General features: G+C 56.8%; 8 protein-coding genes. 2 read left to right on the forward strand and 6 right to left on the reverse strand.

The annotated features are described in order from the left end of the window. Positions 1-62: 62 nt before the first annotated feature. Positions 63-971 (forward strand): HNH endonuclease, encoded by a 909-nt coding sequence (locus K3148_RS07220; protein ID WP_221424188.1) that lies wholly within the window; start codon positions 63-65, stop codon positions 969-971. A 10-nt stretch (positions 972-981) separates the two neighbouring features. Here K3148_RS07220 and K3148_RS07225 read toward each other — a convergent pair whose 3' ends face one another. The 6 genes from K3148_RS07225 to K3148_RS07250 all read right to left on the reverse strand — a co-directional run bounded on the left by K3148_RS07225 (position 982) and on the right by K3148_RS07250 (position 16,680). Continuing rightward, positions 982-1,617 (reverse strand): S24 family peptidase, encoded by a 636-nt coding sequence (locus K3148_RS07225; RefSeq protein WP_063512036.1) that lies wholly within the window; start codon positions 1,615-1,617, stop codon positions 982-984. Between the two features lie 329 nt (positions 1,618-1,946). After that, positions 1,947-5,249 (reverse strand): DUF499 family protein, encoded by a 3,303-nt coding sequence (locus tag K3148_RS07230; protein ID WP_221424189.1) that lies wholly within the window; start codon positions 5,247-5,249, stop codon positions 1,947-1,949. 11 nt (positions 5,250-5,260) lie between these two features. Further along, positions 5,261-8,059, reverse strand: coding sequence for a DUF1156 domain-containing protein (locus K3148_RS07235; RefSeq protein ID WP_221424190.1), 2,799 nt, complete (start codon positions 8,057-8,059; stop codon positions 5,261-5,263). After that, entirely contained in the window at positions 8,043-12,269 is a 4,227-nt protein-coding gene (locus K3148_RS07240; RefSeq protein WP_221424191.1) for an ATP-binding protein, read from the reverse strand. The genes K3148_RS07235 and K3148_RS07240 overlap by 17 nt, the downstream gene beginning before the upstream one ends. Further along, positions 12,266-15,769 (reverse strand): protein NO VEIN domain-containing protein, encoded by a 3,504-nt coding sequence (locus tag K3148_RS07245; RefSeq protein ID WP_221424192.1) that lies wholly within the window; start codon positions 15,767-15,769, stop codon positions 12,266-12,268. The genes K3148_RS07240 and K3148_RS07245 overlap by 4 nt, the downstream gene beginning before the upstream one ends. Next, the gene (locus K3148_RS07250) at positions 15,766-16,680 is read right to left on the reverse strand and encodes a helix-turn-helix transcriptional regulator (protein ID WP_486659986.1); all 915 of its coding nucleotides are present in this window, start codon (positions 16,678-16,680) and stop codon (positions 15,766-15,768) included. Before K3148_RS07250 ends, K3148_RS07245 begins: the two co-directional genes overlap by 4 nt. Positions 16,681-16,775: 95 nt before the next feature. On the opposite strand from K3148_RS07250, the gene K3148_RS07255 reads away from it, so the two are divergent. After that, entirely contained in the window at positions 16,776-17,012 is a 237-nt protein-coding gene (locus K3148_RS07255; protein WP_120325014.1) for a DUF2188 domain-containing protein, read from the forward strand. The last annotated feature ends 25 nt before the right edge of the window (positions 17,013-17,037 follow it).

Raw genomic sequence — 17,037 nt, forward strand, 5'->3', positions numbered from 1 at the left:
CCTGGACGATTTCCGCGTTACCAGGCACGATGCCTGTTCGAGAGAAGTGCGGAGCGTTGCCGGTGAAGGGTGTATTCGAGATCAGCGGCAATTCGCGCTACGACGACCTCATTACCGAGCGGTATCATTTCCCCTCGCAATATCTTCCTCACGCCCGCCAGATCGAGAACGACTGGATCCTCTATCGCGAAACCCGCGTATCGGGCGGTCGGATGGCTTATATCGCGACCGCATTCGTTGAGCGGATCGATCCCGATGAGGCTGATCCAACCCATTACTACGCGCGCGTCAGGGACTATCTACCCTTCGATGATGCAGTCTCCTACCGCGATAAGGACGGACGCTTTGCCGAACGCTTCCTGCGCGACATGGCCCGTCCTGGCGATGCCGGAAGGACGCTGCGCGGCAAATCGGTGCGCATGCTCGACGGCGATGATTTCGTCGCCATCGTCAATCAGGGGCTGAGCGAGACGCTCGACCCGGACAACCGGATCAGGCTCGAGCTCGACGAGCGGTACATCGACGATGCGACCGCCGCGCTGCTGGCCGATGATTTTGGGGAACGCCGGATCGATCAGATCCTGGTGAACAAGAAGATCCGTGCCGCCAGTTTCCGCAATCAGGTGCTCGATGCTTATGACAGCACCTGCGCCGTCACGGGATTGCGGATCATTAATGGTGGCGGGAAAGCTGAGGCACAGGCGGCCCATATCTGGTCCGTCGCCGATGGCGGACCCGACATCGTACCCAACGGCGTGGCACTCTCGGCTACGGCCCATTGGCTGTTCGACCGACATCTCATCACATTCGACGATAACCTGTGCCTGCTCGTATCGCATAACAAGGTGCCGTCCGACCTTTTGAAGCTCTTCCCACCTTCAGGACAGAAGATCAGGCTTCCGGTCGATCCGAGGGATCACCCCCGTCCGGACTTTGTTGCCAAGCATCGCGCGCGTTTTGCGGGGTTCTGATGCGGTAGGATCAGACAGCGCGTCCGAACCAGATGACACGGCCGACCACCTGAATCTCAGACCGGTCGACATCATCCCAGCTGGGATAGGCCGAATTATCACTGCTGATGGTGATCTTGCGGCCACCGGGCTTGAGCGTCACGCGCTTGACCACCAGCGCATCGTCGGCGCGCAGGACGTAAATACCGTCGCGTAGCCGCGAGCCCTGGTCCGATGCATCGACCAGCACCTCGTCGCCATCGCTGAGTGTCGGCTCCATGGAGTCGCCCAGGACGTGGATGATCGAAAGGCTGGCGCTCTTTGCCCGGGTCAACCGGCCAAGCCAGCGTTCGTCGAAACCGAAACGGGTATGGGCGGTCTCGCTTTCGGCAATCGCTCCAAAGCCTGCCGATGCATCGACATTGAGCACGGGTATTTCGATCAACCCGTCACGCATGGGTGCGGGCGGTCCGCCAAGCACTTGCTCGTCGACCCCGAAGAAGCTGGCAAGCGTGCGCCGGTCATCATCATCCAGCTTGCGCGGCGATCCACGCTTGATGAACTGCTGAATATAGGACGAGTTTCGTCCGATCATCCGCGAGATCGAGGAATATCCGAGCCGTCGCTGCTGGATCAGGCGATCGAGCTCCTCTCTGACATGTTCCATCGTGTCGTTCCTTCTGACGGTCTCAGGAGAGAAGGAAATCTCCTAGACTCGATGGAACCTTCCTAATAAGAACAAAACAGGAACACAAGGGTTGAGTGAGTCGAGGAAGGCCATGAAATTGCTGGATCGCATTGAGAGGCATTTGAAGGAATCGCACATGTCGGCGACACGGTTCGGTCGTCGGGCCGTTGGCGATCCGCGCTTCGTGCTTGATCTAAGGTGTGGCCGCAGGCCGCGCCGACGAACCGTAGAGAAGGTGGAGCGCTACTTGGCTGATCAGCCAAATCGCTGACGCAGCACTTGGCGCCCACACCCCTTCACAATCGCGGCTATCGGATATCCTTGTCGATGAAGCCAAGCGTTGCCGCATTCTCCATCAACGTCCGAACTTTGGATCGGTCGAGACCGCTCGCTACTTCCGCATCGATCTCCAGCTTCAACGAGACCTCACTACCCGGAATGGTCGTGAGCTGTTCGACGATGGCTTCGACGATCTGATGGATGTCACGAGCCGGCCGATCCGGAGAAATCATGACCGTTCCATTGAACCGTGTCGGGAGCTTTTCCTTTTCGCTCGACTCGGTTGTGGTTGTTTGTTCTTCGTCCTGCGTTGTCGGGCCAGATTCACTCCCGGGAGTGCCTTCTTCTGAGGACGTCTCTCCAGGATTGGTTGGTGTGGGCCGATGAGCTTCCGCGACGTCTGGTTTGATTAGGACGCTGTCGCGATCAACAACGATGTGCGGGCTCGATGCCTTATCGATCAGGAGCCCAAGATAGCTCTCGCCATTTTCGTCCCACTTTTCAGCATATGCAAATGGCCCAGGCAGCATCCCTGAGACAGCCGCCTGCACGGCTTTGACGAGCACCGTTTGGTCTTTGAGCCTTGGGAGGTAGGTGTACCGGTTGAGATACTCCCACAGATCCCGCAAAAGCAGGTGCGGTTTGCCGTTCCAGATATAGCGTTGCAAATCGCGGTCTAGCCTCGTGGGGCCCAATTCCGGCAAGAGTCCCTCATCGCTCGCTAGCTTTTTGCTGGCTCTAGACAAAAGCCCATCCTGCGCCGGGATTTTGCTCGAAGACCATTCGACATCCGACTGCGCATCTTCCTGGTGCGGGTAGATGAGGTAACACCAGCATTCGCGAAGCCGGGTCTTCATCGTGTCCTTGGCTTCGGCAAGCTTCGCTTCCGCTAGGGCAATGTCGCTCTTTTTCAGGTCGAGGCGTTTGTCATCCTTGACGATCGATTCCCAGGCGAGGGCCGACCGAACAGCGTCCTTCAGCCCATCGAGTTGCCGCGCTTCCGCACTCAAAAACACCAAGGTGTTACGATAGACACGCGGCGTAGAACCGCGCTGCATCAAGATGTCCTTCGCTTCGACCTGGGCATCGGATCCTTCGCGGCCGTTGTGGGCATGAGACACACCCAGCACGACTGCCCGAACGCCACCCGCTTCGTCGGGCACTTCGGAAGATGACGCCGGTGCAACCTGGACGGCATCGAAGTGCCCCCGGTCCGCGATACCATTGACGTACTTCGTGAGTTCCTGGTCGATCGTGACCAAGATCAGCGCATCTTCAAGCTGGCCGGCGCGATCGGCTGCGAGCCGGTTGAGGCTCGCGGACATCGAATACCAGTAGCGACCGAGATCGCTGTGCATGAACTTGGCCTGGTTCGTCAGTCGACGAAGGGCATCACCGAAGATTGCTGGCCGCTCCCCCGGCTGCACGACGCCAAGGTTGATCTGTTTGTCGTCGAGGCCCCGGTTTTCTTCCTGATAAGTAGGTGCCGAGCCCATGAACACAGCTCGCGCCACTCGTCTGGTTGCCGAGTATCGGTTGAGGTTAGGTGCCGATTGGTCGATCTTGTAAGGCGTCGAGCTGGCACCGTCGACGTCTCCCGCAATGATCGACTGCCAGTTGACGTCGAGGTAGTGCAAAAGCTCCGGTTCGACCCGCGACGAACTGATAGCCACACTTCCTGGCATGATCATAACCGACGGGTCGTTGCTCATCCAAAGCTCATGGATGACTTGCGCCATGAGCCGCAGCACGCCGCGCGTGCGCTGGAATTTCTCGAGCGAACCCCAACTGGTGTAGAGCTGGTCGAACAGCTCGGGGTGGATCGGATAGGCCTTTTCGAGCTTGCGGCGATAGTCCTCGTCGGAGCATCCCTGAGGGAAATCGTTCGAGTTTTCCCGATACAGCTTCGCGAATTGTTTGAGCGTGTTGTCCTTGTGATGGTGCCTGTCGCCGGGGATTTCCTTGAAGAGCCGACGTCGCACAATCTCGTAGCTCTCCTCTTGCGAGGCTGGGCGCCACGAGGATTCTACACGCGAAAAGGTCTGCTTGAGGCGTGCCAGGGCTTCCTGACCGCCTTCACCCCCGACCTCAATCTGCGATGCAGGCAATGAAGCCACGAGGAGCGTGCCAGGGCTGGCCTTGACCGCCTCCGTGAGCGACTGGACGAAGGAAAGGTTCGCATCGAATGAGCCCGAAGGCAGGCCCTCAACCTTGTAGATCTGGCGGAGGTAAGCGACCCATTCGTCGATCAGGATCAGGCACGGTGCGCACTTCTTGAAGATCGCCTCGAGCAAGTTTGAACCGGGCGCGATACCGTTTGCGTCGTTGTCGGCAACCATATCGAAGGCTTCGGCGCCGCCCAATTGCCAGGCCAGCTCGCCCCATGTCGTGCGGATTTCCCGACCGCCTGCGACCTTCAAGACATCTTGCGGGCCGCGTGATGTTCCAACGAGGACTGCGCGATTGACTTTTGAGGGTACGGTGAGCTCGCTCTTTGACAGCAGCTGATCCAGCCCAGGCAAATCCTGGGCAGGTGTCTCGCCGACCATATGGTATAGCGCGAGCATCGAGTGTGTCTTGCCGCCGCCGAAGTTCGTCTGCAGTTCGACGACGGGATCACCACCATTCTGTGAAAGTCGCTTCGCTGCGCCGACCAGAAGCGTGCTCAAACCATCTGTTAGGTAGGTTCGGCTGAAGAACTCCTTGGGATTACTGTATTCTGAGGGAGCACTCCCCGCGTGAACCTTGCCAAGATCGGCGGCAAACTCGGCTTGTTGGAATTCGCCGGTAGCTACATCCTGATGAGGCTCGACGACTTCACGCCAAGGAAGCAGCCCTGCCACCGTCTCGACAGAGATATTGAGGCGCTGCGTTTTCCGTCGCTCCTCATTGCGTTGTAGCTCGGCATACTTGGTGCGCAGGATTGTCTCGCGCATTTTCGCGATTTCTGCCGCGGCTTCGCCTGCGCTTATTGCCTCCATGAGACGACGCATTGTGTCGAGCGCGCGCTCGGCGTCGTCATAGGTGAAGGTCTCATTATGGGCTAACTTGTGCCGCACATCGAGCAGTTCTGACACATACGACCGTTCAGGATGACCAAGAACGGCCGCGAAAGCCTCCTTCCACTGATACATAATTGTCTTAAGAAGCGCAGCCTGGTCCCAGATAATGTCGCCCTCTTTCGAGACCTTCAAACCGACAACCCGCTTAGCGATCTCAGGCTGCCAATGTCCTTGAATCGAGCTTTCTAGGCGTTTCTCAACAAAAGGGGTGAGTGCGTCAGGCAACAACTCCATCCCATCGAAAACGTATTGGCGTGTGCTTTTGGCCATGATGCGTGCCTTTAAATTCCGAGTGAAGCCTGGCGTTCACCGCCAACGTCAGTTTCAAGGATTGACGCCGCTTGACGGGTCAACTCAGTCCAAACCGCGATAAGAGCGTTGTAAGAATTTGCCTCCTTCGCATCTTTCCTCTTGTTCGAGCAGATATCGTACAAACTGTACGCAAGCTCTTTGACCGACTCTGCCTTATCGGGGCCCATCTTTTTTAGAAGGATCGCTGCCTCATATTCTCCCTTATTTTCGAGTGCCTTAATGAGGTGCTGACAGCATTCCCAAACGGTAAGGTGTGGATCTGTCTCTGGCTTCCAATCTTCTGAAAGTTCATGCCTCTTCAGTATCCGGACTTTTCCAGCTGAGCTTTCTACAATGCCTGCATGTTTGACGCTGTCGACAGAGATTCCTCGGGCTGTTGCTATGCTATTTGCTGATCCATAATCGCCTGCCGAAAGCCCATTTTGTTCAAACCAAGTTATTGCGAAGCGTGTATCCGCATCAAATTCCCCTTGGATGTCGCTAAGATAATCATCGAGTTCGCGATTAATCAGCTGAAGGGCAGTTTTCACACTCATTCTGCTGTCATCGGCTTGAATAACGTCCTTGAATCGTGAGAATATTTCGATTCCTGGACCTATGGCGGCCTGAGGCATATCAATTGGTGTGATGTTAGCACTCTGCAGTTCTTTGATAGTAGCAGGCAGCTCCCGCTTCAATGTCCGCAGAAATTCAGAATGAGTCACTGAAATAGCTTCGGCCGCCTGCTTCCGGCATACGACCAATATCGATGTGGCTAATGAGTTCTTTTTGGCCTTCAAGCCTGCTGTCATTTCGGTTCGCAAAGGCCAAGTGCGTTCGATCCTCAAGCCCGCCCGAAGCACACCTTCGAGAAATGCCGTCCATCCAGACGATGAAATACCATCAGCTTCAATTTCCGAAGCTCTGAACGCATAGAAAACGCATGTCGGAAAACTCTCGTCGCTTATGTGTGACACGCGGCTCAGAACTTCTTCCATGCCGGTCATAAAGTAACTGTCAGCTGCCTCAGTTGAGCCATAGCGCATTCTGTCAGCGACAAGTTCTTCCGACTTAGGCGTTGAAAGAGTGGTGAATAATTCTGGGTATACCCGATGCAGAGATCTCTTCATCCATGGATAGAAAAAGTCTGAGAGGTCGGCATAAGGGACGGCATCATAGTAAGGGGGATCCGTGCAAATTACGTATGGCACTTCTCCTGCGCGTATTTCTCTTGCATCCTCCTGCCAAACGTGCCCCTTCACCAGGGGTTGGTCGTAACTGTTCTTTTCTAGAGCCTTCTTTATACCGCTTACAATTGTGGCCAAGCTTCCGGAAGATTCCGAAAAGATGTTGGCCTCTGCAAAGGTCCAACCCATCGATATAGCTTGTCGCCCAAACAAATTCCTGGGGCACTGAGCAACTGGCTCCCAAGGACAAAAGGCATTTGAGAGATCGGTTAATTTGCCGAGTGCCAAGGTGAGCAAGACTCTCAAGGCTTGGCTGTAGGCCAAGGCACCTTTACCTCCTTCGTGGAGCGAGGCCTCATCAGCCATTCCGCTCGATCTTGCATGCTCAAGTACTTCGTTTTCGACAGCATCAAGAGCGTCATAAAGAGTAGTACAGCCAAAGAGTTGGCGGTCTGTGAATAGTTCCCCGAAGGTTTCGAATCCGTACCCTGCCACACCCATGTACTGTGGGTGCTTAGAGATGGGTGTGTCGGGAACCCATTGCGGTTGGATAGACGAAGCGACTTGAAGGTCGAAGTCGGTGGCGGCCCTATAATTCCGTCCCGCACGCGCCTTCTCAACCACGGCAATTAAAGCTGTGCCATATCCTCGGGTGCGCCCAACCTCTTTGATATATTTTGGCGTTATGGCTGCTCCAGATACCAAGCAGGTAAAATTGGCGCCGCGACCGGCCTTTGTCCCAGTCTTGGCATTCTCTAATGCTTCCGGGGATTGAGGTTTGGAAACGCTATAAGAAACCTGTTTCGCTTCGTGATCGTAGATTGGTTTGACTATTACTTCCTGACCTTTCTTCGCGCTGAGAAGCCAGCTGGAAGCAAGAGGAACCTCAACTTCAGAGAACGCGGGGTCGGGGCTTGGCACAGTTCGGGTCCAAACCCATGCAATCACCTTTTTCGAATTCTTATCATCTGGGTTAGCGCGATAAGCAAAACCTGCTTTTTCGCGGGCTATTTCAATTAGGCGTTTCGCATAAAATTCAAAATCCGAAGCGATTCCTTGCAGACCTTGATGTCCTGAGAGTGATTTCCCATCTGGATTTACCGCAGCGCCCCCAGAAAATCGGGGAAGAATTTCAACCCTCGATTTGGAAACAACCGCGGCAACAGGATTTAGATCCACGCCACACGCGTCTAATCCCAAGCGCAAGGCTTCCGCGGGTATGGTTCCACTCCCAGAAAATGGGTCAAGAACGGTTACTTTTTTGTCGTTGCTGTATCGAGTGATCTCCCTCCGAGCTTCCTCTAGCAATGCGTCATCGGTGCCAGCTTCCCAGGTCACCAACTTTTCGATCAACGTAAATAGACGGGACCGCTCGGCCTCGATTTCAGATTTCGTTTTGAAAATATCGGGATGTGAAGATGGGTCATCAACTAGTTGGGCAAATAGGATCCCTCTACAAGATACAACGGGGCGCCGCGCCCACCAAAGATGCATGGCGCTCGGATGACCTTGACGAACAGATTTTTCTTTTGCCGAAGCCTCATTCATGGCTTCGAGCGGAATTGCGACTTCGATGAGTTTCTTCTTAAATGTCGTTGTCATGTTCTATTACCAGTCGATAGGTGGCGGGATGAAGTGCGAGCACTTCGCGTTCCCGGAGTTGAATTAGGTGGTCGCCGGGGACCTCGATTGGCTCTCCGTCAGGATCGCTGAGAACAAGCACATAGTTTCCGCCGCGCTCGAGCATGCCCCAGATTACTGCATCGAGTTCGAGCGGCTCGCGTTCGAGGCAGTGATCCTTCGGCCAATAGTGCTTGAGGAGGTCCCCATCCTGCGACCTTTGCTCCCAGGGGAATGATGCACCATTAGCTTTGCCGATCGTGCAGCCCTGATCGTTGAAGAATGAGCCGTCTCCGTCTTTACGGAACCCTTGTGACATGGCGAAACGCTCCATGATATGAGGCTTCACATCGCGCGGTTTCCGAGGATGGACGACTGCCGGTTCGGCTGCGTTTGGATTTTCGTCCGTGTCTTCGATGTCGGGGACGTCGTCTTCATGCGCATGAGTATCCAGGTGTTCAGGATCGTTATCGGGAAATGCATCGTCCTCTTCGTCGTCGTCAGAGGAACTCCCTGTCTGATTGGAGGGTGAAGGATCGCGGTTGGGCTCTGCGATTTGAGCAGGTTCATCACCGATCACTGGCTTCTGCACCCTCGGTACTTCAGCTTCGGGAAGGAGCTCGAAATTCTCCTCCATGTAGCTGCGCACGAACGCCGCATCCCTGTCGAAGCAGAGCTTGATCGCGTCGACGATGTCAGCGCGCCGGAATGCCTTGCCAATCTCCTGCGCTACGCTCTTGGCCAGTTTGGCGAGCGGCTTGCGCTCTGCGTAGAGGCATTCATCGATCCACAGAACATCTGCTTTCCGGGGAGTCCCGGCGGGCTTCCCGTCAATGTAGGGAAGAGTTTCCAGCTCTGCGCAGCCATACCAGAGTGTCTCGCTGAGCTGAGCCGCAAGCACGCGCAGCCTATCTGAATCGTCCCCATCCTCCAGCTTGATCCGCAGGAGCATGAGTCCGAGCTCTCGCAGCCATGGCCGTGCCTCGCCTCTACTATCCTCAATCTGATCGAGTTCCAGTCGCTCATCGATTTGCGCCGCGAGAGCCGGCAGCTGTGAAAACGGCATGGCCTCGACCACTTCCACCGGAAGCAGCCTCAGGTCGGCCGTCTGTTTTTTCACCCAAGGATGCAGGTGAGCGAATGCGGTCAGCGTCTGCATTGAAAGGCTGAACTTCAGATCCGAGACTGGAGCCCATTCTCCTGCGAGATTGAGCCAATGAGCGCACTCATTCCAGATTCGAACTGGGAATCTTGGGAGCAGTCCGCGCACGCGGCGAACGTCTTCCGGCGACAAAATCGAGCCCGACTCAAGCTTGCCCAGCCAGCGCATGATGAGATCGCCGGTTGGGCGGTCTCCGACACCGATCTTGCGCCATAACGTCAGGTCACGGACGGAAGCTCTGATGACAGGGGCGTCTGGGATCTCCTCGTCTCCAGCGTCGAGGAATACGCCTTCTGAGCCCTCCCATTCTCCAGTCTCCGTCAGGATAAGTCGTTCAACTCGAAACGCCGCGCAGATCGATTTGAAGATGTCCGTCGAGCACCCATCGATCAGTTGATCCAGTCGCCGATACCACTTCTCAACCTCGTGCGCGGGAGCTGTCTTCGAGCTGGCGAGTGCGCTCAGGCGCGCCAGCAACTTTTCGGGCCCCGTCGGCTGGTCGGAAACGCCGATCAGCTTGAGCCATGGCTTGGTCGTCTCGCTATCGAGCGACTTGTGGACGAAGGGCTCCACATCCATCAGCGCTTCTGTCTCTGGCGCGCGCATCAGAAGTTCGGTGGGCTTCCTATGGGTGACGTGCGTATCACGCAGGCATGGCTTGTCGGCCAGTTTCATAGCCCAGGCAGGCATAAGCCCTCGCGTGATAACGCGACGCGTGTGCCCGTTTGACGCGCGCTCGGTCAGCACGCCGGTCTGATAAGCCGAAAGTTGGCGCGGCGACGCCAGAAGACGTTCGGCCACTTGCGCCCACACCGTCGGCATTTCTTCGGAAATTTCTTCCCAATGACTCCAGATATCGGCGTCGAAATCCCAGTCATCGAGGAAGAAATTTGGATCGGAGTACCGAGGCTCGAACCGTCCAACAAAGCGCCTAGCGTTGAGCGCAGATTTCGCGTCCCTTGTGGACCAAAAGTATTTCCTTGCCTCGTCGAAGGGCACGAAGTTTCCGAGCCCAGATCGGCCATTGGCTACCCAGGTTCGCCATTCCTCAGCGGTGCATGAGGAAAAAGTCTTGTAGTAGTCGCCGTGGAGCAGATGCTCTTCAGCCCAATCTTCGGGCAGCAGCAGATCGAGCGATCCGTCTTCGTCATAGAGGACGATATCATCGACCGAACGGAAGTGCCGGTCCTGGCTGACGAACCTGAAATTGTCTTCGATCTGTGCGCCGAGCTTGGCGGCGATTTGTGCCAATCGAACGGAGTCGCTGAGAGTTACTCCTTTTCGATTGAAAAAGGACGCCGCGACCGTGTCGATGACCTTGCCGGTATCACTCGGTTCATCGAGATCTATTTCCTCGAAGACGTGTGAGGCACGTTCGAGCTGCCGCTTGAGGGCGTTGTCCTTGCTTGTTTCGGCCGTCCGCTTCTGAGTGGTCAGGTAGCGCGGCCAATTCTGGTTCAGTACGGACAGGTGATCGCCGAGAAACTGCCAATCATCCTCGGATGGAACGATCTTCTGCTCACCAAGGCGCACGACTTCCGAGGAACTGAAGAGCACCGACTTGCCTTGCGCCGGCACAATCTTCAGGGCCGAACGGTCGGCAAAATAGCGATAGCTCTGCAGCAGCCCGCCGACATAGGCCCACAAGGCAAGAAGGTTCTGCCAGGCCTTTGGCTGAGGAAGATGGCGATCCTGCAGGCGCCGCAATATGGCCTGAGGCTCGATCTCCTCGATTACATTCCAGTGCTTCAGTTTCTCGAGATTAGCCGATGAAACGGCCATCGCGATTGCCGGTCGCGAGGCCTCGTCGAAAAAGCCAATTGCCTGCTTTTGCGGCCATACGTCGTAGATCTCGTGCGGAAGCAGTACTGCGTCCTGTGATTCCACACAGTTTCCGTCTTCGGTCAGTGCGATTGCGGCTTCCGCGATCTCGGCTTCAAAGGCTTCCTCGACAAGCGTTCCGCAAGCGCTGTCTAGAGACGTCTTCTTTCGATCCACGTCCGGCATGGCATCATAGGCTTTGGCGCGATCGGACAGCGGAAGATCAGGTCGCTGAAGCCAATTTTTGAGAACGTCGGCCGCCAGCTTCCCGGCCCGCTCAAGCAACCAGCGATTGGTCGGCGAGACTGACGGGCTCTTGATCTTGAAGCGCGTTGGGTCCTGGATAAACGGCGCATTGATAGCGAAGGGTAGTTCAGTTTCGACACCTGTCGGTAAGACGACGAACAGTCGGCCCTCGACCCCAATCACGATTTCAATCTGGCATGGCGGGAACTCCATCTCCTGTTCGGTGCTTAGGAGACGCTCCTGGCGGATCTCGTCCAACGCCTCAGCCGGAAAGTCCTCCGGCTCCGACCTTGCGAGTAGAAACTTCTCATCGAGGTTGTCGTGCTGCGCGAGCCACTGCGATCCTTTCACAGGACCTTCGCCGCACGAGACCCAGTGGATCAATTCCTCGCCTATCCGGATCTTTCGAATGTTCTTGAAAAACAGCAGCGAGACAGGGCTCTTGGTCCAATCCTCGAGATTTTTCTGAACCTCGGTCTTGCGATGCCGATCGAGAATTTCGACCCGCACTGTGGTTCCGCCATTCGCCACCTTTTTCTGATCGATCCAGAAAGGCTCGGTAAAACGCGTCCGATCGAAGCCAACCGAGAGGGTCGGGGTATAGAGCTCGACCTTATCGCCAAGGCTGAACGTGCTCTTGAAGCCTATGCCTCGGAAGCCGATCGTGTGGAGAGCGCGTTTGTTCGAATAGCCGAAGCGGCACAGCGAGGCGAAGTGCTCCTCCGTGAAATCCTCGCCATTGTGTTCGAAGACGAAGGCATCGCCGTCGATCCGTGCATGCGCTTCTGTCGCTCCGGCATCGTCGGCATTCTGCAGGAGCTCCGAAAGAATATGCCGCGGGCTCTGCACCTGCTTGAAAAGTTGGTGCCAAGGACCGGCAAGTTCCGGATCGGCCTCAAGCTGCTCCCAGCGCTTCTGGGAGCGATGCCTCACAGCTTCAAAATAGGCGGGCTGTTTGCTCACCGTGGGGCTTCCGCCTTGCTCAACAAGTGCTTCAGTTCGAATTGCTGGGCAGTCACACCGAATGGCGGTTCCACCTCGAAGGGCTGCCAAACATAGGCAGGGTCGCCGGCGTCGCCATCGGCCACCAGCACCACCGCCAGAATATAGTTCTCCGGCTTGTTGAGGGAGGTGATGATCTCGTTGCGCGTGACCATCACCGTGGTTGCACCATCGACCCGGCCCTTCACTTCAATGAAGCGAAGGTGCTGGGTTTCGGGATCCAATGAAACGATATCGTAACCGATCTTTTGGGTGGAGACGTCCGTCGGCTCATTTCCTAACGCCCGTTCCGCTGCGATGACAGCGTCCATTGCCGCGCGCTCGATTGCCTTGCGAGCTTCGCTGTCCTGGGAGAACGTGGTTCCGGCAGCGTCATCGCCGTGTCCCAAGCTGTTCAGCAGGCCGCGTGGGATCACGACCATTCCGCCGCGAACGCGAGGCGGCTGTGAGCTGATGAACTTTTCCTCTTCCAACTGGTCCTGGCGCCGCTTCAAACGCTCGGCGAGATCTTCCGCGCGGCGCCGGGCGTTTTGCCAGCTGAGCCGCGTCTTTTTGCCAGCCTTCTCCTCTTCCTGCAGTTCGAAAGCGCGGCTGTCCCAGTAGTTGATCTCCTTCTTGAGGCGCAGGTTCACCTCATGCTCGACCTTCGCGATCTCGGGCAGGCGGCGCGCCTTCACCTCGGTAACATGCGATTGAGCGAGTTCGACCGTAGCGAAATTGACCGCTGTCTTTTCGAGTTCCGCAGTCAGCCAATCGGCCTTCAGCTGATCCTCCGTTGCCGCGATTTCTTCGCTTGTTGCGGGCCTTAGGTTGAGATGTGGGGCGATCCCGGCGTTGACCGTGCGGCCGGTCTTGTCGATCGCCGCAAATTGCAGCTTCTGCGAAATGATGTGCTGCTTGCCCAGGCTCGTATGACGACCGTCCTGGACGCTGTGCTCGAGTAGGAAGATTGCCGAGATCTCCGTGTCATCGTCGGTGTCGTCGACCAGCACGGCTCCCTGTTTCATGAGCTGATCGTACTGCTCGCGTATGATGCTGATGACGGCTTCCAGCAACGGATGTCCGGGGTAAACGAAGGTCGCGACCGGCTGCTGGTTGATCTTGCTCTTCTCGAAGCAGATGCGTTCGTACTTCTTCTGGACCGGAGCGCCGGTACCGATCTGCCGATCCCGTTCACGGATGCGGACCGGGACATGCGTGACCTCCCAGCGACCTTCCTCGCGTGGCTTGAGCTTGCCGCCGAGTTCCTGAAAGGCCTCGACGAAGAAACTCTGAATATGGTGCGGCTGCAGACGCTGCGCTTCGGCTTTCTCCATTTCGAGGCGCAACTCGTGCACCTTGGCTTCCGGCATCGTGTCGTTGGTCAGCGCACGCCGCTTGAGCAGATCGAGCAAGTGCTGCTGGTCGACTGCACCATCGACCTGCTTGAAGAGACGCTCGCGGACTTCATCCTGCTCGCCATACTGGATGGCCTCGAACAGCAGGTCCTTCAGCGCAACCCCTTCGAACAGTTCCCCGAGCACATCGTAAACGCGGCCACCGAGCGCTGCTCGCGCAGCTTCGAGCTTTTCCAGAAGTCGGGCATAAACCTCGCCCTCACGGGTATCGGCCGCGACGATGTTCCAGAGGTGGCAGACTTCCTGCTGACCGATACGATGGATACGTCCGAACCGCTGTTCGATCTTGTTCGGATTCCACGGCAAGTCGTAGTTCACCATCAGGTGGCCGCGTTGAAGGTTCACACCTTCGCCGGCAGCGTCATTGGCTATGAGGACCAGCAGGTCCTTGTCTTGCATGAACCGCTCGATGACTTTTCTGCGTTCCTCGCGCGTCACACCGCCGTGAATGACATCGACTGCTTCGGGTTTGCCGAGGCGTGCGCGAACCTTGTCCGTCAGATAGTGCAGCGTGTCCTTGGGTTCGGTGAAGATGATCAGCTTCCGGCGATTGCCGTCCTTGTCGATCATCAGCTCGTCGTCGAGAATCCGGTTAAGCTGCGACCACTTGGTGTCCTCTCCCGCCTGGAGGACTTTCAGGGCCATGTCTTCGAGCCCCTTGAGGGTCTCGACTTCGAGCATCAGCTGCTCGACCGTCTCTGCGGTCGTCGCGCCGGTCGAGATCAGGTCCTCGAGTTCGTCGATCTCATCTTGACCGAACTCATCGATGTTCCCCAGCACTTCTTCACTGACGATGGCCTCGTTGAAACCGGCTCGCTTGCCCCGTGCAGCAAGTTGCGCTTCAGCCAGCTCGTTCTCGAGGCGCTCCCGGCGACGCTTGAGTGACTGATAAATGGCTGCTGGCGAGGATGCGAGGCGCCGCTGCAGGATCTGCAGAGCGAACCCGACATTGTTGCGCTTCTTGCCATCGGTCTCGGTGAAACGCTGGACGCGGTTCATCTCGGTCCGCACGTATTCAGTGACCGCCGTGTAGAGCGCCGCCTCCTTGGGCGACAGATCATACTTCACAGTATAGGCGCAGCGTTCCGGGAAAAGCGGGCGACCGTCGAAGCGCAACAACTCTTCCTTGGTCAGGCGGCGCATCATGTCCTCGGTATCCGCGTAGTGGACCCCGTCGCGGAAACGTCCCTCAAAGCGATCCCCGTCGAGCAGCGCCATGAACAGCTGGAAGTCCTCTTCCTTGCCGTTGTGAGGCGTCGCCGACATCAGGAGCAGGTGGCGGCAAACCTGGCCGAGCTTTTGGCCGACCTGGTATCGCTTGGTGTATTTGACGTCCCCGCCGAAATAGGTCGCCGACATCCTGTGCGCTTCGTCGCAGATTACGAGGTCCCATTCCTGCGACTTCATCAGCTTTTCTTGAAGTTCTTCGTTGCGCGCCAGGACGTCGAGGCGCACAATCAAGCGATTACGATCGTTGAATGGATTTCCCGATCGCGAGGTCTCGATCATATCCCGGGTGAGGATGTCGAATTCGAGATTGAACTTCTCGCCGAGTTCGTCCTGCCACTGCTCGACAAGGCTGCCGGGCGCAACGACCAGGCAGCGATCGAGATCGCTCCGAGCGATCAGCTCCTTCATGAGCAAACCGGCCATGATCGTTTTGCCGGCCCCAGGGTCGTCTGCGAGCAGGAAACGCAGGGGTTGGCGCGGCAGCATCTCGCCATAGACCGCGGAAATCTGATGCGGCAGCGGATCGACAAGGCTGGTGTGGATGGCGAGATAGGGATCGAAGTAATGGGCCAGCTTGATCCGGTTGGCCTCGGTAACAAGTCGAAGCAAGGCACCGTCGGCATCGAAAGACCAAGGACGGCCACTGGCCTCAACTTCCAGGCGGCATTCGTCGTCGCGGTAGAGCGTCCGCTCGGCCACCGTTCCGTTCTGATCGCGGAACACGACATTCACTGCCTGATCGCCGATCCAGTCGACGCTGACGACCTGGACGGCCTGATTGGGAGCAATGCCACGAAGAATGGCCCCACTCTTGATGTCTTCGAGCGTACTCATTTGCCCCCCCCTGCGTTCGTAGCCGTATCACTCAAGATAAGGCCCTGCGAAGCATTTGATTTGTCGAGAGCTTCTTGCACGTCCCGTTTGTTCACAGCAATGATATGCTGGCGACGAGGGTCGTCTTTTTCGGGACTTCCGAGGAGGCCAAGCTTTTTCAGAACATAGAAAAGCATCGCATACCGGACACTCACCGTGCCCTTGCCGTCAGGGAGCCCATAGTCCTTCGCAACCACCAATTGCTGGCTCGGGGTCAAACCGGGGTGCGGCGCGATGATTATGTCGAAATAGTTGTTCCAGAGCCAGTCGGCCTTGCCGGATTCTCCTGGGGCCGCCAGCTCTCCCACTTCGAGAATTCGCGGCAAGAGGAAATCCTTGAAGCTGTGCTCAAGATGGCAATAGGCCCGAACGTGCCAGCGAAAACCATCATAGCCAAAGGCATGCGGCGAAATTCGTCGCCACGTCGGTTCAGGACGAACCTTGTTCATCGATTGATAGAGAACATCGACAGATCGATCTTCCCGTATCGCTCGTAAAACGGCGCGGAGAATCTCAATATCGACATCGCGGCGCGGCGTGACCGCCACATCGGCCCTCGGAATCGCACCAAACCAGGATTCCTCAAGCGGGACCACGCCTTCAGTCACCGAGCGAAGCCGCGACAGGTATACGTAAGGATCGGGATCGAGGAAGCGGAGCATGAACTCCGGTTCGGCAAAGTAGCGTTTCGCCCGGGTGTCGTAGCGCATGTTTCCGGGTGCCCGCTCTTGATAGAGACTCAGGTCCTTAGAGGCTTGCGGCACAGACACGCCGAACTGTTCGACCAAGTCGCCCCGGTTGATCGCACCCTCCCAGAAGAGCCGAAACTCAATGAATTCGAGCCGCTGCTCGACACCCCAGCGCATTGCCATGTCAGTCCGTATAGTTTCTATATTGACAAATCTGTATCATAGGTATAGTTTATATACACACTCAGCGAGTCGAGTCAATGCGCACGGAGGATACGATGGCGGACCGATATGTAACCAAACACGACAAGGGCTGGGCCGTGAAAGCGCCCGGCGCAAAGCGGGCCAGCAGTGTGCATGGCACGCAGAAGGAGGCCGAAAAGGCTGCCAAGAAGACTGTTGGAAATCTCGGCGGCGGCGAAGTCCGCATCCAGGGACGCGATGGTCGTTGGCGTGATTCTGACACGGTTGCGCCGGGCAACGATCCCTACCCGCCCCGCGACAAGAAACATTGATCGGCATTTTCGAAAGGCTGGCACG

This window comes from Qipengyuania aurantiaca (assembly GCF_019711375.1).
Lineage (GTDB): Bacteria > Pseudomonadota > Alphaproteobacteria > Sphingomonadales > Sphingomonadaceae > Qipengyuania > Qipengyuania aurantiaca.

Excerpts from the sequence above, each read along its gene's own strand:
- K3148_RS07235 (WP_221424190.1), bottom strand. The coding sequence starts at position 8,059 with ATGACAACGACATTTAAGAAGAAACTCATCGAAGTCGCAATTCCGCTC.
- K3148_RS07250 (WP_486659986.1), bottom strand. The coding sequence starts at position 16,680 with ATGGCAATGCGCTGGGGTGTCGAGCAGCGGCTCGAATTCATTGAGTTT.
- K3148_RS07225 (WP_063512036.1), bottom strand. The coding sequence starts at position 1,617 with ATGGAACATGTCAGAGAGGAGCTCGATCGCCTGATCCAGCAGCGACGG.
- K3148_RS07245 (WP_221424192.1), bottom strand. The coding sequence starts at position 15,769 with ATGAGTACGCTCGAAGACATCAAGAGTGGGGCCATTCTTCGTGGCATT.
- K3148_RS07255 (WP_120325014.1), top strand. The coding sequence starts at position 16,776 with ATGGCGGACCGATATGTAACCAAACACGACAAGGGCTGGGCCGTGAAA.
- K3148_RS07230 (WP_221424189.1), bottom strand. The coding sequence starts at position 5,249 with ATGGCCAAAAGCACACGCCAATACGTTTTCGATGGGATGGAGTTGTTG.